20 protein-coding genes and 1 other annotated feature are annotated in these 17,733 nt (G+C 39.7%); of the genes, 3 read left to right on the top strand and 17 right to left on the bottom strand.

Annotated elements, in window-relative coordinates:
• Positions 1–476: 476 nt before the first annotated feature.
• Positions 477–695, top strand: a binding site (T-box leader).
• Positions 696–795: 100 nt separating this feature from the next.
• Positions 796–1,782: a tryptophan--tRNA ligase gene (gene trpS, locus ACXAD1_RS05780; RefSeq protein WP_206835306.1), complete on the top strand. Its 987-nt coding sequence runs from the start codon at positions 796–798 to the stop codon at positions 1,780–1,782.
• Positions 1,783–1,971: 189 nt separating this feature from the next.
• On the opposite strand, the gene ACXAD1_RS05775 is transcribed toward trpS, so the two are convergent.
• From ACXAD1_RS05775 to ACXAD1_RS05730, 10 genes are all read right to left on the bottom strand, one after another.
• A complete protein-coding gene (locus tag ACXAD1_RS05775; protein WP_206835304.1) occupies positions 1,972–2,718 on the bottom strand; it encodes a YjbA family protein in 747 nt (248 codons plus the stop codon).
• 136 nt (positions 2,719–2,854) lie between these two features.
• On the bottom strand, positions 2,855–3,070 hold the full coding sequence (locus tag ACXAD1_RS05770; RefSeq protein ID WP_244671093.1) for a YuzI family membrane protein: 216 nt from the start codon (positions 3,068–3,070) through the stop codon (positions 2,855–2,857).
• A 156-nt stretch (positions 3,071–3,226) separates the two neighbouring features.
• Positions 3,227–4,147 carry an oligopeptide ABC transporter permease gene (opp4C, locus tag ACXAD1_RS05765; RefSeq protein ID WP_206835302.1) on the bottom strand — a complete coding sequence of 307 codons (921 nt, stop codon included), beginning with the start codon at positions 4,145–4,147 and terminating at the stop codon, positions 3,227–3,229.
• Positions 4,148–4,159: 12 nt separating this feature from the next.
• A complete protein-coding gene (gene opp4B, locus ACXAD1_RS05760; protein ID WP_206835300.1) occupies positions 4,160–5,125 on the bottom strand; it encodes an oligopeptide ABC transporter permease in 966 nt (321 codons plus the stop codon).
• A 98-nt stretch (positions 5,126–5,223) separates the two neighbouring features.
• Positions 5,224–6,954: an oligopeptide ABC transporter substrate-binding protein gene (gene opp4A, locus ACXAD1_RS05755; protein ID WP_206835298.1), complete on the bottom strand. Its 1,731-nt coding sequence runs from the start codon at positions 6,952–6,954 to the stop codon at positions 5,224–5,226.
• A 35-nt stretch (positions 6,955–6,989) separates the two neighbouring features.
• On the bottom strand, positions 6,990–8,006 hold the full coding sequence (locus ACXAD1_RS05750) for an ABC transporter ATP-binding protein (RefSeq protein ID WP_474909631.1): 1,017 nt from the start codon (positions 8,004–8,006) through the stop codon (positions 6,990–6,992).
• Positions 8,006–9,031: an ABC transporter ATP-binding protein gene (locus tag ACXAD1_RS05745; RefSeq protein WP_206835292.1), complete on the bottom strand. Its 1,026-nt coding sequence runs from the start codon at positions 9,029–9,031 to the stop codon at positions 8,006–8,008. Before ACXAD1_RS05745 ends, ACXAD1_RS05750 begins: the two co-directional genes overlap by 1 nt.
• Before the next feature lie 157 nt (positions 9,032–9,188).
• Positions 9,189–9,845, bottom strand: coding sequence for a DUF2268 domain-containing putative Zn-dependent protease (locus ACXAD1_RS05740; protein WP_474909630.1), 657 nt, complete (start codon positions 9,843–9,845; stop codon positions 9,189–9,191).
• A gap of 253 nt (positions 9,846–10,098) precedes the next feature.
• Positions 10,099–11,337 carry a beta-ketoacyl-ACP synthase II gene (gene fabF, locus ACXAD1_RS05735; RefSeq protein ID WP_206835286.1) on the bottom strand — a complete coding sequence of 413 codons (1,239 nt, stop codon included), beginning with the start codon at positions 11,335–11,337 and terminating at the stop codon, positions 10,099–10,101.
• 48 nt (positions 11,338–11,385) lie between these two features.
• Complete coding sequence (locus tag ACXAD1_RS05730; RefSeq protein ID WP_206835283.1) at positions 11,386–12,318, bottom strand: beta-ketoacyl-ACP synthase III; 933 nt, start codon at positions 12,316–12,318, stop codon at positions 11,386–11,388.
• Between the two features lie 215 nt (positions 12,319–12,533).
• Here ACXAD1_RS05730 and ACXAD1_RS05725 point away from each other — a divergent pair, with 215 nt between their 5' ends.
• The gene (locus tag ACXAD1_RS05725) at positions 12,534–12,926 is read left to right on the top strand and encodes a hypothetical protein (protein WP_206835281.1); all 393 of its coding nucleotides are present in this window, start codon (positions 12,534–12,536) and stop codon (positions 12,924–12,926) included.
• A gap of 16 nt (positions 12,927–12,942) precedes the next feature.
• Here ACXAD1_RS05725 and ACXAD1_RS05720 read toward each other — a convergent pair whose 3' ends face one another.
• From ACXAD1_RS05720 to ACXAD1_RS05690, 7 genes are all read right to left on the bottom strand, one after another.
• A complete protein-coding gene (locus ACXAD1_RS05720) occupies positions 12,943–13,500 on the bottom strand; it encodes a hypothetical protein (RefSeq protein ID WP_474909629.1) in 558 nt (185 codons plus the stop codon).
• Positions 13,491–13,580, bottom strand: a complete 90-nt coding sequence (locus ACXAD1_RS05715) for a hypothetical protein (RefSeq protein ID WP_312886136.1) — start codon at positions 13,578–13,580, stop codon at positions 13,491–13,493. The genes ACXAD1_RS05720 and ACXAD1_RS05715 overlap by 10 nt, the downstream gene beginning before the upstream one ends.
• Before the next feature lie 19 nt (positions 13,581–13,599).
• A complete protein-coding gene (locus ACXAD1_RS05710) occupies positions 13,600–13,905 on the bottom strand; it encodes a nuclease-related domain-containing protein (RefSeq protein WP_280516051.1) in 306 nt (101 codons plus the stop codon).
• 416 nt (positions 13,906–14,321) lie between these two features.
• Positions 14,322–14,516 (bottom strand): ComZ family protein, encoded by a 195-nt coding sequence (locus ACXAD1_RS05705; protein ID WP_206835278.1) that lies wholly within the window; start codon positions 14,514–14,516, stop codon positions 14,322–14,324.
• A gap of 26 nt (positions 14,517–14,542) precedes the next feature.
• On the bottom strand, positions 14,543–15,502 hold the full coding sequence (locus tag ACXAD1_RS05700; RefSeq protein WP_206835276.1) for a BMP family ABC transporter substrate-binding protein: 960 nt from the start codon (positions 15,500–15,502) through the stop codon (positions 14,543–14,545).
• 118 nt (positions 15,503–15,620) lie between these two features.
• Entirely contained in the window at positions 15,621–16,454 is an 834-nt protein-coding gene (locus ACXAD1_RS05695; protein WP_474909628.1) for a hypothetical protein, read from the bottom strand.
• Between the two features lie 82 nt (positions 16,455–16,536).
• Positions 16,537–17,274: a serine aminopeptidase domain-containing protein gene (locus ACXAD1_RS05690; RefSeq protein WP_206835274.1), complete on the bottom strand. Its 738-nt coding sequence runs from the start codon at positions 17,272–17,274 to the stop codon at positions 16,537–16,539.
• 214 nt (positions 17,275–17,488) lie between these two features.
• Here ACXAD1_RS05690 and ACXAD1_RS05685 point away from each other — a divergent pair, with 214 nt between their 5' ends.
• On the top strand, positions 17,489–17,680 hold the full coding sequence (locus tag ACXAD1_RS05685) for a YjzD family protein (protein ID WP_206835273.1): 192 nt from the start codon (positions 17,489–17,491) through the stop codon (positions 17,678–17,680).
• Positions 17,681–17,733: the final 53 nt, after the last annotated feature.

The following is a 17,733-nucleotide window of genomic DNA, read 5'->3' as shown; positions in this document are numbered from 1 at the left end:
CAACAAAAAAAGCAAGTTTATATTCTCTTAAAGATAGATTATTCCTATATTCTGATAATTCAGATTAAAAGAAGTAATCTATAAGATGTAAGCTATAAACTTACTCAATATGCACCATACTCTCGCTATCTGGAGTGATATAGTTTTGTTTTAAATGTAACAAATTCGTAAAGAATATGTTTGTTACGTTTATTATAAATAGTTTAAAAACTTATTGCAAGTGGCTTTTTGTACATGCAATTCAATCGAGTATGACATTTTTCGTCAAAAAGTCTTATAAATTAAGATTTTTGAGATAATAAAAAAATTTTTCATTTTAAGATTTTTTGCTATTTTAATAGGAATAACCACCCATATATTGTAAAATTCAACCCGATATTGGAGGCTATCGGTGACTTTCATTTTCCTTTTATTAACTTGATTTTTGTATCCGGATAGTTTAACTTATTATATAATATAAATAAAAATAAATTATTTAGTCGGCAATGAAAAAGATTAGTACATTTACTGAGGGTTTAGCAGAGAGTCTGTGGAAGGTGCAAACAGGCAGCCCGGTAAATCGAATGGACTTTTGAGCTTCTGAATTTTTCAGGCGTTACCCTGCGTTATCGGGGACCTATGCATTGTTCTGCATAGGGCAGAGTGACTCAGTATTTGAGTAATTAGGGTGGCAACGCGGACCATTCGTCCCTATTTTATAGGGACGAATGGTTCTTTTTTATGCTTTCAGCACCAAAATAGCTCTTTACTGCCTGTCAATTCATGATTTTTTAGGCCGATTAAAGGAGGAAAAACATGAAAACTATATTTTCCGGCATCCAGCCCAGCGGGACTATAACACTTGGAAATTACATCGGTGCCATGAAGCAATTTGTTGAACTGCAGAATGATTACAACTGCTATTTCTGCATTGTTGACCAGCACGCAATAACAGTTCCACAGGACAGACTGGAATTAAGAAAAAACATCCGAAGCCTGGCTGCTCTATATTTGGCTGTTGGAATCGACCCTGAGAAATCCATCCTATTCATCCAATCGGAAGTTCCAGCCCATGCCCAAGCGGGATGGATGATGCAATGTGTTTCCTACATCGGTGAGCTCGAACGCATGACCCAGTTCAAAGACAAATCAGAAGGTAAAGATGCTGTATCTGCAGGACTGCTGACCTATCCACCTCTGATGGCTGCGGATATCCTGCTATACAACACTGATCTGGTCCCAGTTGGAGAGGATCAAAAGCAGCACCTGGAATTAACTCGCGATCTTGCAGAAAGATTCAATAAGAAGTACAACGACATCTTCACTATTCCTGATGTCAGAATCGCCAAAACAGGCGCGAGGGTTATGTCCCTTCAGGATCCATTAAAGAAAATGAGCAAGTCTGATCCTAATAAAAAGTCATTTATATCGTTATTAGACGATCCAAAACAAATTGAAAAGAAAATAAAAAGTGCCGTAACAGATTCTGAAGGCATCGTTAAATATGATAAGGAAAACAAGCCGGGAGTATCCAATCTCCTTTCCATTTACTCAATCCTTTCAGGGAAAACTGTTGCGGAGATTGAAAAGGAATACGAAGGCAAAGGATATGGAGATTTTAAAGCCGGCCTGTCAGATGTTGTTGTTGGAGCAATTAAACCTATTCAGGATAAATATTATGCGCTAATGGAATCGGAAGAACTTGATCTGGTACTTGATCAGGGAGCTGAAAAAGCGAATAAGGCTGCATACAAAATGATTAAAAAAATGGAAAGTGCCATGGGACTCGGCCGAAAGAGATAAGAAAAGCGGAAGGCTCCAGCTTATGGGCGACAAGCATAAGACAAGCCGGCTAAAAGGTTGGTCTCTAACCTTTTGGACGGATTGGCTTATGATCGCGAGCCGATGGCGCCTGGAGCTAGACAGTTATCTTAGTTTAGAATTTATACATTCCTTTCTTTAAATAAAAAACAGCCTTTTGGCTGTTTTTTTCTAATTCACTTTTGGACCGTGCTCCATTTCCCACAACTTCTCAAAAAACGGCTGTCCTTTTATTAAGTTTTCACAAAACTTCTCGTGTTTACCTGACCAGCCGTATTTACTTTCATCGTAAAGTTCATACCATGCTTCTTCGAAGTTCATTGACTGAATTTTGGAATAGCGTTCCGGGCTCCACTCCGTATACCAATAACGGATTTCAGCATCATTTTTGGAGGAATGAAGCTGATCCAGCGCCATAAACAGCAGCTGCTTAAGCTGTCTTTCTTTTCTCGTCAGGCCTGCCATCAAATCCGGAGATGGAGAAAGAATATGAAATTCCTTTAATGCTGTTTGATCATTAAATGAATAGTTTGCCGTTTCCTGATTTTCAAGCATTTCATATGCCAGCTGCTCCTGCCGCGGGATAAGTCTGCTTTTCCTGATAGGGATATTATAGCCGATTGTATCGACTGCCAATATGCCTGTCCCATCCGAAACTACGAAACAATACTCCAATTGAATACGTTCATGATTTTTCCTTAAGTAAGCTTTTTGATAAATATCATCTAGCAGTTGTTGTGGCAGCTCAGAAAGATCGTTTTCAATATAATTAAATAGAACCGGGTCAATCTTCAGCAGCGGAACCTGATCAAGCAGTTCTACGCCATCATCTTTTCTCCATTCATGAAAATGGCATACATTGTATCCATTCTCTTCTCCTTCAAACCAATTCACCCAAACATCATGAAGATACAACATTTTTCAACCCCCACTTCAACAAACTATTTGTCACTCAGTATGGGCAGTAGGAAGTAAATTTATTCCTATATTGCACTTGCAATCCATTTTTTGTAATAAATTTTGGAATGACATTGCTGTAATAAATACCTTCCCTCTATTCATTCTCACTAGTATAAGGAAAATATATGCTTAAAGTTATTATAATGATTCCGATCGGAAGCAGATAACATTCTGGACGCGAGATAATAAAATCGAAATATTCTTTGAAGGTATGGCCAGTTGTAAGCAAATTTAAATACCCTATTACACTGACTCCTCCTGAAACAGAAATCCCAAACCCGGTTAAAAGCCAAAATGCCCTAAATAACATATTCTTTACTATATGCGTGAGTCCCAAAAGGTTTTAATGCTGCCATAAACTCACTCCCAGTCCTTTTTTACATGTATATGAAGGAATTTGTTCGGATATGTACAAGCTATTGTCCTAAAGACAACAAAAAAACGCCTGACTATAGGCGTTTCTTTGCTATCTGTTGGATTTAGGATTGAAGGCATCTTTTAAGCCTTCTCCAATAAAGTTGATCGATAGGATTGTAAATGTTAGAACAGCAGCTGGCGGAATCCATATCCACCATTTACTGGTCAAAACATCCGGACTTCTTGCTTCCTGAAGCATATTCCCCCAGGTAGGGATGTTGATCGGTACACCGAATCCCAAGAAGCTTAGGCCTGTCTCAGCTACAATCATAGCTGCCAGTGTAATGGTCGCCTGAACGATAATGGTTGACATTACATTCGGCAGCAAGTGTTTAAAGATGGTCTTTGGTGCAGAGCATCCGATGGAAACAGCACTCATAATATATTCATTTTCCTTCTCAGCCATGACCTTGCTTCGAACAAGTCGGGCAGTTCCTGTCCAGCTGAGTACACTTATTACGAATATAAGGGTTCCTGTACTTGATTCGATAAAAATTGATTTTAATACGATAACAAAAAGCAGGAATGGAAAGTTCATCATAAAGTCTGTGAATCTCATTAGGGCATTATCGACCCAGCCGCCAAAATATCCCGCAGTAGCACCAACAAGAGTACCAATAGTAATAACAGCTAGTGTGATAGAGAATGCAAGCAAGAGTGAAGTCTTGCCTCCATGCAGAGTTCTGGCAAAAACGTCTCTGCCTGACTTGTCGGTGCCAAAGTAGTGATCAGCAGATGGTTCTTTGCTCATTTGTGTTAAATTGATCTTAGCTGTCTCCTCAACCGGCATAGTTAGCGGCTCAGCCAATATGGACATTGCACAGACCAGCAGCAGGAAGACCAGACTGATCATTGCCACTTTATTGCGCAAAAACTTGCGGCGGGCGAGAGCCCATGGTGATTGACTTTTCGGCGGTTTAACAGGGTCTGCTAAACCAGGCGAAGTTTGCTGTGAAATTGATGGTTCCATACTCTCACCTACCTAACTTAAACGAATACGCGGATCTACTAGACCGTATAGTAAATCTGCAACTAAATTTCCAATAAGGGTTAAAATCGTCAGCATCATGGCAATAGCCATCATGACAGAATAATCACGTGCATTAACTGATTCTACGAATAAATAACCGATGCCAGGGTATGTGAAAATGGTTTCTGTGATAATTGCCCCTCCAAAAAGATTGGCAATATCGAATCCCAGTAAAGTAACGATAGGTATGATGGAGTTTCTTAGAATGTGCTTATTATAAATCGCAGATTCTTTCGTACCTTTAGCTCTTGCTGTACGAACATAATCCTTGCGAGAGCTTTCGATCATATCATTTCTTAAGAACTGTGTATAAGCGGCTGTAGCCATGGCTCCCAGGACAATAGCCGGCAATACAGTATGTTTTGCTTTACTTAAGTAATATTCCAGTGTTCCTGCTTCTACCCCGCTGCCGATACTTCCACTGGCTGGAACCCATCCAAGATTGATGGCAAAAACATAAATGGCAACTAAAGCTGCAACAAAGCTGGGAATTGCAAGTGCTAAATAGTTAAAAGCTGATATTAAATAATCTCCAATACTATAGGCAAAACGCCCAGAGTATCTTCCCATTAAAAAGGCCAATAAATAAGTAATTATTAGAGCTGATATTCCTAATATGATTGTGTTCGGCAAACGGTCACCAATTAATTCCATAACCGGGCGCTTATGAACAAATGAATCTCCAAAATCTCCTTGGACCACACCACTCATCCAGCGGACATACTGTACAGGAATAGGATCATTCAATCCCATCTGCTCACGCATTTCTTCAATATACTCCGGATCTGAGTTTAAAGGGTCAATTTTTCCAGATAGTGCATCACCAGGCATTAGCTTCGCCAGTGTGAAAACCACTACTGAGATAAGGAAAATTATTGGAATCATACCTATGAGTCGTCGAATTGTGTACTGTAGCATTTCCATTCCCCTTACCAAACAAAAATTTATTCGCTGGTTAAACCTGTACTCCCTGGGAGAACAAAATCCCTCAAGGAATACAGGTTCCTTTTATCCTATTACTCTACAATGTGCCACTTGTGGAACTCATCAGTTCCAAATGGAGTTACTTTAACTCCGCCCACACGCTTGTTGATCGCCCATGGATCTACACGCTGTTCGAAGAAGATGATTGGCAATTCTTCGTTAACAAGCTTTTGCCATTCATTATAGACTTCCTGACGGTGCTCTTGAACATCTTTACTGGAATCTTCAGGGAATGTTACACCCTTTTTGATAAGTGCATCAGACTCTTCGCTGTACCATCTCCACATATTCCATTTGTCAGTAGACAACCAGATGCCAGCTGGATCTGGGTCATTAGCAAGTCCCCAAGCACCCATGAATGTTTCAACAGATGGGTCATCTGCTTCAATAGTGTCATAGAATAAGTTGAAATCTTTTAATGAACCGCCGTTTAGCTTAGCATTTAAGCCAACTTCCTGCCAGGATTGAAGGATGAATTGAGCACGTGCCTCTGAAGTTTCAGCGCCTGCCATAGCATCAAAGTTAATTGTAAATGGCTTGCCTTCTGGATCTTCACGGAAGCCGTCGCCGTCTTTGTCAACATATCCTGCTTCGTCAAGTAATTTCTTTGCTTTTTCTGGATCATATTCATATGGATTGATTTCTGAATCATCAATTTTTGCCCAAGATACTGATGGGAAAGGAGTATTTAATGGTTTTCCTAAGCCGTTTGCAAAACCATCGATAAATGCCTGACGGTCAATTGCATGTGCCATTGCATGGCGAAGGGACTTATTCTGGAACTTCTTGTTATCAGATACTACTACACCTTTTTTAGTGTCATAGTGACCCCAGTCAAAAGCAATATAGCTGTAAGACATCGCATCTGCTTCTACCGGATTTACATTGTCAAGAGCTTTAATCGCTTCCCACTGATCCTTTGGAGCTTCAATAACATCGATTTCTCCGTTTTGCACTAAACCTTGCGCAAGAGAACCATCAATAATTTTGTAAACTACACCATCCAATTTAGCTGGTCCTTGCCAGTAATCATCAAAACGCTCAAATTCAATCATTTCGCCAGGTACGATGTTTTTCACTTTAAAAGGACCTACACCAATTGGCGATTTACGGATTTGATCGGAGTCCGGAAGCTCTTTAGAGGAAATATCCCCGTAATGGTGCTTTGGCTCAGGATAAATCCAGATATTTTCCAATAAGTTAACAGAAGGCTCAGTTACTGTCACTTCAATCGTATAATCGTCAATTACCTTGATGCCTTCAATTGTATCAGCTTTTCCATCTTTATATTCTTGAGCACCTTTGATCATTGCTACGTTAGCAAAACGTGCACCTTCATAAGTTGGATCTGCAATTAAATACCATGCAAATTCCATATCTTCTGCTGTTAATTCCTCACCATCATGCCATTTAACGCCTTGCTTAAGCTTGAAAGTTAATTTAGTCTTGTCTTCAGATAACTCATAATCTGCCAGATTCGGTTCAGATATAAGCTCATCATTTACTTTGAGCAAACCTTCATGCATAAACTGAAGGGCATTAACATCATCTTCACCCTCGTAATAAGCAAAAGATAAAACACCTTTAAATGGCTGAGTATAACCGAATGTTACTGTTCCACCCTCTTGAGCTTCTCCTGATGCTTTCCCATCATCTTTTGGTTCCTTATCAGTGCTGGCCTTCTCTCCGCCGCCGGAACATGCTGCCAGGAATACAGACATGACAAGCAGAAGCGAAAGCAGCCAAAATGCTGACTTCTTCATTGGTTTCCCCCCGAAAAATATTTTTTGACAAAGCCTTATTTATATAAGTGACAAGCGACTCTATGCCCAGGCTTCACCTCCTTTAAGTGCGGTTTTATACTCTGGCACTCCGGCATTGCATGTGCGCAGCGCGGATGGAATGTACATCCTTTTGGAGGATCAATCGGGCTTGGCACATCGCCCTCTAAAATGATTCTTTCTTTTTTCTTGCGCGGATCCGGTTCTGGGATTGCGGATATTAGAGCTTGAGTATAAGGATGCAAAGGATCTGCATAGAGGCTGTCCTTTTCAGCGACTTCTACAAGGCCTCCGAGATACATAACCCCTATCCGGTCACTCATATGTTTAACTACGCTCAAATCGTGGGCAATAAATAAGAAAGTAAGATCAAATTCATCCTGAAGCTCTTTCAGCAGATTCAATACCTGAGATTGGACCGATACATCCAGGGCGGAAACAGGCTCATCCGCAATAATGAGCTTTGGTCTTAAAGCCAGTGCCCTTGCGATTCCGATACGCTGTCTTTGCCCGCCGGAAAACTCATGCGGGTATTTATAGTAAGCATCTTCAGGCAGCCCAACTTTCGCAAGAAGATCCATTACTTCCGGCTTCAGTTCCTTTTCGGATTTGCTGTTATAGTTTCTGATTGGCTCTGACACAAGGTGCCCAACCATCATGGTGGGATTTAATGATGCATAAGGATCCTGGAAAACCATCTGGAAGTCCTGGCGGATTTTCCTCAGACTGGTCCCTCTCACATTTGTGATATCCTGTCCGTCAAATATGATTTGTCCGTCTGTTGGTTCTAGAAGTCTGAGGATTGTTCTGCCTGCGGTTGATTTTCCGCAGCCTGATTCTCCCACCAGCCCCAATGTCTCCCCTTTCCTAATTTCAAAGGAAACATCATCAACTGCCTTAACGACCGCTACCGTCTTTCTAAGGATTCCGCCTTTTATTGGATAGTAAGTTTTTAGGTTCTTAACCTCTAAAAGCACATCATTACTGCTTTTATCCTTTTTTAAAACAGCTGTATTATTATGCTCTGTACTCATTATGCGTTCACCTCATGTTTCGGCTGGCTTGTCTCGTAAAGCAGACAGGCTACCTCATGTCCTTCTTCATTTTCTGCCAATCGAGGTGTAACTGTCAGGCATTCCGGCATTGCCTTAGGGCAGCGAGCCGCAAATTTGCACCCTGTTTTAGGCATATTTTTTAATGAAGGCACAATTCCTTTTATTGTGCTTAGCTTTTCCACTTCTTCATCCATTTTTGGAATGGCTCCCATCAGGAGCTGAGTATAAGGATGTTTTGGATTGTGGAATAAGGAATCTACATCTGTCCGCTCTGCTATCTTCCCTGCATACATAACAATTACCTCATCACACATCTCAGCCACAACACCAAGATCATGAGTAATAAGAATAACAGACATATCATTGACTTCCTGGATTTCTTTTAGAAGTTCAAGAATTTGGGCTTGTACAGTTACATCCAGAGCAGTTGTCGGCTCATCGGCGATCAGCAGCTTCGGCTGGCAGGCAATGGCGATGGCGATCATGACCCTTTGCCTCATCCCTCCTGAAAGCTGATGCGGATATTCATCTACAATTTTTTCAGGTCTTGAAATTCCCACACTTTTTAGAAGTGCGATACTTTTAAGCCGCGCTTCTCTTTTGGAGATTTTCATATGATTGAATAATACTTCCTGCAGCTGGAACCCGATAGAGAAAACAGGATTTAAAGAAGTCATAGGTTCCTGGAATATCATCGCGATATCTTTTCCCCTGATTTTATTAATCTCTGAATCTGTCATCTTCTCCAAATGAACACCGTCAAAGATGATTTCTCCATTACGGATTTGGCCAATGCCCTTAGGCAGGAGCTTCATGACAGAGAGGCTCATTACAGATTTACCGCAGCCCGACTCTCCTACGATTCCAACTATTTGTCTAGGTTTAACTCTAAAAGAAACATTATCAACTGCATTATAGTATGTACCATCTATGGAAAAAGCCGTTTCTAAATTCTTCACCTCTAGTAATGGTGCGTCTTTATGTTGACGGGGATTTGTGCTCATAGGACACCTCTTACCTTTTCGAATTATTCTGTTAATTCATTCTATTTGTCTAAAATATTATTACAAAGTTATTACAATTGCAAGATTTTTTTAAAATTTGTTAAAATTCATTTTTCTATAACAAAAAAAAAGCCCACATTTTAGGGCTTTAAAGCGATTACGACTCCAGTTTATATAAAGTTTGGTCCACAAAATATTCGGATGGCGCACTAAAAGATAGTTTTGTAGAAAAACTTTTTTTCTCTCTAAATCCCCTTACAATTTCGTAGCCAGCAGCATAACCAATTAATGGAGGGTAGGGTCTTTCACCATACAGTATCTTCTGATGGAGCCTCTCATTCTTTTTTAATTTCAACTGAGGCTTGATCAATTTATCCCATAAATTCCTGATTTCTTCTTTTGAATACCTGCTGCACCAAGATCCTCTGAACTTCTTGCCACAGTGAATTTCGACCGCATGTTCGGCAAGCCCTTCCAATATGATGGAATCAAGCAGCGTAAATTCTTCAAGATCTTTTTTCTGTGAGTTAATTCTGCAAGTATGGTGATATTCATGTACAAATAAAGCCTCTACTTCGTCTTCTGCTATATCAGAAGGAAGAAACAAAAATAGCATATTTGCGAATGAAACTCCCGATTTTCCAGAATGCCGCGAAAAAAGACCTCCCCCTGCCGCAGGAAAGATATAAACATCGATATTAGGACCGGCCCACTTCTTCTTATATTTTAAGTATATTTTTTCTGTAAAATCCCATGTTTCTCTTTCTTTTAATTCCTTGAAATTATTGCTGCTGAACCGATCAGGTTTATACATGCCGAATTCCATTAAGTATTCGTATATTTTCCGGGGATCATGATCATTGAAGGATCCTGTAAGTTTTTCACATATTTTAAGCGGTTCATTAAAGCTTTCTTCAAGCCATAAATCGGTTTTAACTATCCCATTACCTTACCTCCACATACTCGATATGTAATAAATTTTATGTAAGTGAGCGCATTTTGTTCATCAAAATAAAAAACCGATTCTAGGAGGTTAACTTCCTTTGAATCGGCTTTCGTTTTAATTTTTATTCATATCTCTTAAAGACAATGGTTGCATTGTGGCCGCCAAAGCCCAGTGAATTGCTCATTGCTGCTGTTATTTCTTTTTCCCTTGCCTTATTTGGAACATAATCCAGATCACATTCAGGATCCGGGTTTTCTAAATTAATGGTAGGTGGCAGGATCCCTTCCTTCATTGCCAGAACTGTGAAGATGGCTTCAATTCCGCCTGCAGCTCCCAGAAGATGCCCTGTCATTGATTTAGTCGAGCTTACTGCCAATTTATAGGCATGCTCTCCGAACACCTCTTTGATTGCCAATGTTTCAAATTTATCATTATAATCGGTACTTGTACCATGTGCATTAATATAATCAATATCTTCCGGCTTTAAGCCGCCATCTTCAATCGCCATTTTCATGGCTCTTGCTCCGCCTTCTCCTCCTGGAGCGGGTGCAGTGATGTGATAAGCATCCCCGGTAGCGCCATAGCCAACGATTTCAGCATAAATTTTTGCGCCGCGGGCAAGTGCATGCTCCAATTCTTCAAGCACGACAATTCCCGCACCTTCTCCAATAACAAACCCGTCACGATTCTGATCAAATGGACGGCTGGCTGTTTTTGGATCTGGATTGGTTGAAAGCGCGGTATTGGCACAAAATCCAGCTACAGACATCTTTGTTATTGGCGCTTCTGCTCCACCTGAAATCATTGCATCGGCGTCGCCGCGCTGAATAACCTTAAAGGCATCGCCGATTGAGTTTGTACCAGTGGCACATGCAGTTACTGTACATGAGTTAAACCCTTTTGCCCCTAAATATATCGAAACTTGACCAGTTGCCATGTCCGGAATCATCATTGGCACGAAGAATGGGCTCACCCTTCTGTACCCGCGTTTCATAAATGTTTCATATTGATTTTCAAAAGTTTCCATACCGCCAATGCCTGAACCAATCCAAACACCGATGCGATGTGCATTTTCATCTGTAATCTGAAGGTTTGCATCCTTTACGGCCATAAAGGATGATGCAACAGCATAGTGTGTGAAGCGGTCCATTTTTCTTGCATCTTTTTTGTCAATATATTCTTCAGGATTGAAATCCTTTACCTCAGCAGCAACCTTAGCCGGATATTCATCTGCATTTAATCTAGTCAGAGGGCCAACACCTGAAACCCCTGATTTAATATTGTTCCATGTCGTCTCTGTATTATTTCCAAGCGGTGTCACAGCTCCGATGCCCGTAACGACAACTCTTCTTTTATTCATTTTGATGCAGCTCCTTTTAAATTATCATCATATTTAAAATGAGGTATCTTATCTTCCCCATCTCATCGCAATGGCTCCCCAGGTAAGACCTCCGCCAAAGCCGACCATCACGAGCAAATCATCATCTTTAATTTTACCCGCTTCCAGTTCTTCCACCAATGCAATTGGAATAGACGAAGCAGAAGTATTTCCGTATTTATCCACTGTTTTCGACATCTTCTCAACCGGAAGTTCCAGTCTTTGGCGGGAAGCTTCCATAATGCGGATATTTGCCTGATGAGGGATTAGGAAATCTACATCCTCTTTGGATAATCCAGCTTTATCAAGTACGTTGATGCAGCTTTCACCCATTTGGCGAACCGCAAATTTGAACACTTCACGTCCATTCATAATGATATATTCATCCTGATATAAATGTTTTGCGCCTGTGCCATCTGCACCTAATTCAAATGATAATATCCCCCGTCCATCTGAGACTGGGCCTATTACAGCTGCGCCTGCTCCATCTCCAAATAAAACGGCAGTATTACGGTCATTCCAGTCTGTAATTTTGGAAAGCTTTTCAACACCTACTACCAATACATGTTTATATGTTCCTGTTTCAATAAACTGTTTTCCCGTTATGATACCATACATAAAACCTGCACATGCAGCGCTAATATCCATTGCCGCTGCCTTGTTTGCATTTAATCGCTCCTGAAGCATGCAGGCAACAGACGGAAACGGGTAATCCGGTGTAACCGTTGCAACTAAAATAAGGTCTAAATCCTCTGCTTCTATACCTGCATTTTCCAATGCTTTAAGTGCTGACTCATACGCCATATCAGATGTATCTATGCTGTCATCCGCAATTCTTCTTTCCTCAATTCCAGTCCTGGTCCGAATCCATTCATCAGAAGTATCAACTATTTTCTCCAAATCTGCATTTGTTACCACTTTTTCAGGAAGATATCTTCCGATTCCTATAATTCCAGCATTCATGGAGTTCCACTCCCTTTCATATTTACAAACCCATAAGCGTTCTCTATTTATATATTATTATCAATTATTATGACTTGGTACTAATTTTATCAAAAGTATATATAATAACGCAACACTTTTTACCTTCCCTCACTTATTACTGCACTAATGTCTATACCCAGTTAATTTTTCTTCATATGCTGTTATATAGGCAGCTGAAAGGAGGAAATCGGCATATGCTTGATAATGATGATAAAGCCAAAGAAAATACAGGAGACCCTTTAACCCATTTTCTGTTTGGTGAAAGAGTAAGAAGACATGAGCCAGCTGAAGTCGAAAAAGTATCCAATAGAAAAGCTGAAGAAGCTAAGGGGATAGAAGACTGGCTTTTCGGCGGCAGGGGCAGGAGCAGAAATGCACATGAAGCTGACGAATGGCTGCTTGGCGGTAAAAGCAGAGAAACTCATGAAAGTGACAATTCCCCTAACGAAAATGGAACCAATATCCTGAGCAATATCAACTTGGAGGAACTAATGGGCAACATTGACACTCTCATGACTTCAGCTCATCAGTTAAAACCATTGCTGAAAAAAGCAGGGCCTTTGCTGGAGATGTTTTTGAAGAAGTAGGGGCTGGGGCAATATCTTATACGTCAACTTTAGAATATATCCTTTTTTTATCTGGTCCATCACCGGATAGATTTAAAGATTTTAATATCCTATATGCTGTTTGCCTGGATTCGAGATTTAAATAATCCCGGCATTCTTTATTTGTTATCTTTGAATTAAAAAGCAAAAAATAATCAGTTATTGCTTCCATATGACTCGTTCTTGAAATCATTTTACATTTAAGACAACACCATTTTCCGTCTTTCCTCACAACAGCAAATGATTGGCAGGAATGACATTGAACACCCCTTAGTAAATCCTTTCGACTGATACCGTAAGTATTTAGAATATCATTATTAAGAGGACTATTTTTGCACATAATCTTTTCATTCAGCCTATTTATGTCGTTTGGCCATAATATTTGTTTGTTATATTTTGATTTGGCATCAATAAGTCTATCAATTATTTTTTCAGTATGAACAACTCTTTTCAAAATAAAGTTATTCTCTTTCTCTGTTTTTATATAAGTAGCAGGGTTAGTAATAGTGACAAAATACTCTATTGGGAAATCTGGAAACTTTTCTTTTAAAGCCACTCTTTGAATTGATAAACTTGACGCAATACCTGCGAAACTGGATTAGGTATCACTTTTTCCTTCTGTCCGAGTTTTTGAATTACTTGATCAGATATTGGTTCAAAATATAGAGTTCCAGAATAATTTTTGACTTCGATATATTACTGCGCAAAATGGGGTAATAAGCAGGGAGTCGATTTGAAAAGGAGTATGAAGGATAAGACGAAGATCATTATAAATTCTAAAATCTTTACCTGGGAGAAAACTAAAATAATAATCCAGCTGCTTCTCTCCATTAAAACCTAATAGCCCGTTTCTATAATCGGCTTCTATTTCTCCCCTTTTCCGATGGTAATCAGGCAATCTGCGCAGCAGTGCTTCCATCTGTAAAATTCTTAGCGGCTTTGATCTAGACTTCATTAACATAGCAAACCTCCTTTGGAATTTTTATCTCGAAAGTTATGAATTCGGTATGGATACTGAATTATCCTTTAATATGTAAATTTAATGTGCCTCTTCTCTTTTCTATAATGAATTACTTCTCTGTGCATGGGTTCATCGTCTATTGTTACGGCCTTTTTAATTTTGAGGATGGACCCTAACGTTTCGGCGCGGTTTCTTCTCTGTTCGGCGCGGACTCCTTCCTTTTGCGCGCGGATTCTCCTGGTTTAGGCGCTCACTGCTTCTGTTCGCGCGGGCTCTTGGGATTTGTGTGCGGTTTCTTCCCGTTTGCGCGCGGAGCCCTCCCTTGATTCTTCCCGTTTCAGCGCGAATCTTCTTGACTAGCAGGAGATCTTCTTTTTTCTCACGATCCCAAACAAAAAACCAGCCTAATGGCTGGTTCACTCACTCTCTTTCAAAGCATCCGCTTTGCCCATTTCGTAGGCTTCGTTCATGACTTTAGTAAATAGGTTCATGAATGGCTGGATCATTTCCATGGATAGTTCAATGCCTGCATCGTCGAGCTGCTGTTTGGCTTCTGGCAGGTATTTCATGGCGATTTGCATGAATTCCATATTTTTTTCGTTTAGCTGCATCTTGTAGTACCTCCTATGTATAGAAATTACTCGTTGGGCAGTTTGCCTGTTTTTTTGTAATTCTCTATGGCGGCGTTTAATTCTTTTTTGAATTCTTCGTCAACGTCAGGGCTGAATTTCCCGAGTGAAATAACTTCATCCTGGAAATCGAAAGTTAAATTTCCTGATTCCAGTTCGCCATCGTTGAATTTTTCTGCCACAAGTTCATACAAAACATCGACATGCTGAACCGTACTGGTCAGGACGACTGATTCACCCAGATCAGACTGGTCGGAAATATAGCCGATGGCATAGAGCCCTTCCTCTTTTAGTTTCTCAATGACAGGAACATTATACCCATCTCCAGCGGGATAGACAACATCTGTCTTATTGGCAATCATTTTGTCTAAAAGAGCTATGGCTTTATTATCATTGTCCCAGTTGCCGACATATTGGATTTGCACGTTTATCCCTTCATCAATTTCGCTTACACCTTGATAAAAACCTTCTACCTCCGGCTGCCATTCAAAAGCTGCGAGTATTCCTATATTATTGGTTTTCGTCATATGACCTGCAACCATGCCCCCGAAGAATCCCATTGCATAGGCTTCAAAATTCAAGCTGGTGGTGTTTTCATTTTTGGCATCTCCATTAAAGCTGACAAAATGAATGTCAGGATATTTTTTAGAAATGTTATTAAAGTATGCTGCATATTCATTGCCATGTCCAAAAATAAGGTTTACACCTTTTTGATCAAACTCTTTAACAGCTCTTTCAACAACCATCTCAGAATTCATGCCCTCTTTATAATAAACCTCCACATTATAATGGGATTGAATCTTTAACATGCCTTTATAGCCTTTGGTCCCCCACACCTGATCATTGACGGTATCAGGCACTAATAATCCAGCTTTTTCAAGTTTTCCTGTAGACATCGCTTGTCTGCAGGAGGCCAATAAAAGAAGGCACAAAAGAAGGATCCCGAATTTCACTAAAGTCTTATGCATCTCCTTTTTCTCCGCCTCTCTGTCTTTCGCTTCATACTAATGGTATGACCGGTTTATTTTACCAGACTAATTCAATTCTACCTTGTCTGTATGTTAATTGAAAAGTTTTTTTTCTTGTTTAGAAACCATCCGGGCTCTCTATAGAAAGAAAATGGCTTCTTTGCTTCTCAAGCCCTTCGGAGAATTTCACGGAACACATAATCGCTTTTTCAATTACTTTTCCTTTTGCCAGATCGGGACTGCGCCAATTTTCATTATAGTCAATCGAAAGGTATTCTGCACATTTTTTCCAATGCCCATTAACGCTGCTCATTAATAGGCAGGATTCTCCTAAAGGCTTATCTGCACATTTCGATAAGAAACAGATGAGATCCTCAATGAAAATAGCGTCATGTATCCATTCCCTTTCATTTATTATTACTCTTTTTCCATTGGCAAGAGCCTGGTGAAAACTAAATTCTTCTGGCTGCCAGGGACCGTATATGGCAGGCAGGTAAAAGCATGAAACTGAAATATTGTTTTCTCTAAGGATTTCAATAGCATCTTCCAAGCAGCTGTGTGTTCTGCTGATGTCTTTAAGCCACTGAATAGGGAGAAGGAATGCAATTTTCACTTGCAGGTCCTTGAATACAGGCAAATTTTTTATAAGAAATTCCTCAATAAGCTCCTTCTCCCTTAAAGAGGCGAGCTCATTCTTTATATATAAATCGTATATATCTATAAAAATTACATCATTTTTTATTATTTCTCTTTTAGAATTAATCCATGATGAATAATTTTTTTCATAGAAGTTGGCATTCCTTCCGATTGCCAGGCGTTTTTCACTGATTAATGCATCTTCTTTTTCCTTGTTGAAATGAATTCCATCTATCTCGCAGCCCTGTTCAAGCAGATGCTTGCACAGGCTGAATCCTATAAATTCAAAAGTTCCTACTATTACTGCCCTGTCCATTTTCACTCCTCCTTAGAAGCATATTAATGTATACTATGCTTCAGGGATTGTCTTTATTTCTTGGCGGAATGGCAGCAGATTTTTATAGAACTTTTTCATATTTTCTAAAGAAGTTTGTCATTTGAGAAGACATTCGCTGTTTTTTATCTGGTAGGATATAAAACACAGAGATAGGGCTATTTTCATTTTCCCATTGTATTGATCGTTTCTTTAAATAATCTGATTGCTTGTAAGCTCTTCCGCCAGCCAGTACCTGAATGATTCTGACTGGAACTTTAAGGCCCGTTGTAAGGTTTTTTTCATGTCTGATGAGCAGGTCCGCTATTTTCTCCGTTTCTATTTCATATGAAACTGCCAGCTCTTTTAATAGTTTCTTGTAAAAAAACTTATGCTCCTTTTCCTGATCAAGATGATGCTTTAGTGAAAGGATGGGATTGATTAATACGGCTGAACGGATTAAATCGCTCATTTCATGCAATAATCTAAGGGCTACCAATGCCCCCATGCCCTCAGCAATAATATGGATCTTTTCGTTAATAATTTCCGTTCGCAGAATATGTTCATACAAGCCTTTAGCCTTATCGACAGCCTGATCGTTTCCCCAGTGCCTCCCGTAAAGATTTGAATAAAAAATCGTATAGCCATCTTCCCTGAGCTTCTTAATTAATGAATATTTCCCTTCATTTTGAGTCCAAAAACTGCAGTTTCTGTCAACAAAGTGCCGATCATCCCCAATAATCAGGATACCGAAACCACTAGGTTTATCTGGGTAATGAATCATGCACCATTCTGTATCCAGCTGGAAGTTCCGGCTTTCCATAGTAAAACTCCTTTGCAAGTTTGTTCATAATAATGTATGTGAGTAAAATTAAAATGAATGGGGGATTTGCCTAGTTTCAGACAAGTTCATTATGAAGCTGGCTGCATCCAATCAGAGATCTGAAAAGTACATGTATAGGATGTAAAAATAAATTTATTTCTTTAATAGCTTATGCTAATATGAAAAGGGATTAATTATGTTAGAGGTGAAATAGATGAGATACTTTTGGACATTTTTCTGGACTTTCCTTCTTGTTCAAATGTTAACGTACGTAGTTTCTTCAATGCTTGGAGCGCCTTACGATTTTGTAACCGGCACCATTCTGGCGGTTGGAACAACTGTTTTAATTTTTGTTGTCGCTTCCATCATTCCTGAAGGTCCTGTTGAGAAAGAAGGTCTTCATTAATCTGCAGCTTATGCATGAAATGAAAAGAGTCATCCTGATTGATTCAGGATGAT

This window comes from Cytobacillus sp. ABV4_503, assembly GCF_056158445.1.
This window is presented reverse-complemented; position numbering and strand designations above follow the sequence as displayed.

Excerpts from the sequence above, each read along its gene's own strand:
- trpS (WP_206835306.1), top strand. The coding sequence starts at position 796 with ATGAAAACTATATTTTCCGGCATCCAGCCCAGCGGGACTATAACACTT.
- ACXAD1_RS05775 (WP_206835304.1), bottom strand. The coding sequence starts at position 2,718 with ATGTTGTATCTTCATGATGTTTGGGTGAATTGGTTTGAAGGAGAAGAG.
- ACXAD1_RS05770 (WP_244671093.1), bottom strand. The coding sequence starts at position 3,070 with ATGTTATTTAGGGCATTTTGGCTTTTAACCGGGTTTGGGATTTCTGTT.
- opp4C (WP_206835302.1), bottom strand. The coding sequence starts at position 4,147 with ATGGAACCATCAATTTCACAGCAAACTTCGCCTGGTTTAGCAGACCCT.
- opp4B (WP_206835300.1), bottom strand. The coding sequence starts at position 5,125 with ATGCTACAGTACACAATTCGACGACTCATAGGTATGATTCCAATAATT.
- opp4A (WP_206835298.1), bottom strand. The coding sequence starts at position 6,954 with ATGAAGAAGTCAGCATTTTGGCTGCTTTCGCTTCTGCTTGTCATGTCT.
- ACXAD1_RS05750 (WP_474909631.1), bottom strand. The coding sequence starts at position 8,006 with ATGAGTACAGAGCATAATAATACAGCTGTTTTAAAAAAGGATAAAAGC.
- ACXAD1_RS05745 (WP_206835292.1), bottom strand. The coding sequence starts at position 9,031 with ATGAGCACAAATCCCCGTCAACATAAAGACGCACCATTACTAGAGGTG.
- ACXAD1_RS05740 (WP_474909630.1), bottom strand. The coding sequence starts at position 9,845 with ATGTATAAACCTGATCGGTTCAGCAGCAATAATTTCAAGGAATTAAAA.
- fabF (WP_206835286.1), bottom strand. The coding sequence starts at position 11,337 with ATGAATAAAAGAAGAGTTGTCGTTACGGGCATCGGAGCTGTGACACCG.
- ACXAD1_RS05730 (WP_206835283.1), bottom strand. The coding sequence starts at position 12,318 with ATGAATGCTGGAATTATAGGAATCGGAAGATATCTTCCTGAAAAAGTG.
- ACXAD1_RS05725 (WP_206835281.1), top strand. The coding sequence starts at position 12,534 with ATGCTTGATAATGATGATAAAGCCAAAGAAAATACAGGAGACCCTTTA.
- ACXAD1_RS05710 (WP_280516051.1), bottom strand. The coding sequence starts at position 13,905 with ATGTTAATGAAGTCTAGATCAAAGCCGCTAAGAATTTTACAGATGGAA.
- ACXAD1_RS05705 (WP_206835278.1), bottom strand. The coding sequence starts at position 14,516 with ATGCAGCTAAACGAAAAAAATATGGAATTCATGCAAATCGCCATGAAA.
- ACXAD1_RS05700 (WP_206835276.1), bottom strand. The coding sequence starts at position 15,502 with ATGCATAAGACTTTAGTGAAATTCGGGATCCTTCTTTTGTGCCTTCTT.
- ACXAD1_RS05695 (WP_474909628.1), bottom strand. The coding sequence starts at position 16,454 with ATGGACAGGGCAGTAATAGTAGGAACTTTTGAATTTATAGGATTCAGC.
- ACXAD1_RS05690 (WP_206835274.1), bottom strand. The coding sequence starts at position 17,274 with ATGGAAAGCCGGAACTTCCAGCTGGATACAGAATGGTGCATGATTCAT.
- ACXAD1_RS05685 (WP_206835273.1), top strand. The coding sequence starts at position 17,489 with ATGAGATACTTTTGGACATTTTTCTGGACTTTCCTTCTTGTTCAAATG.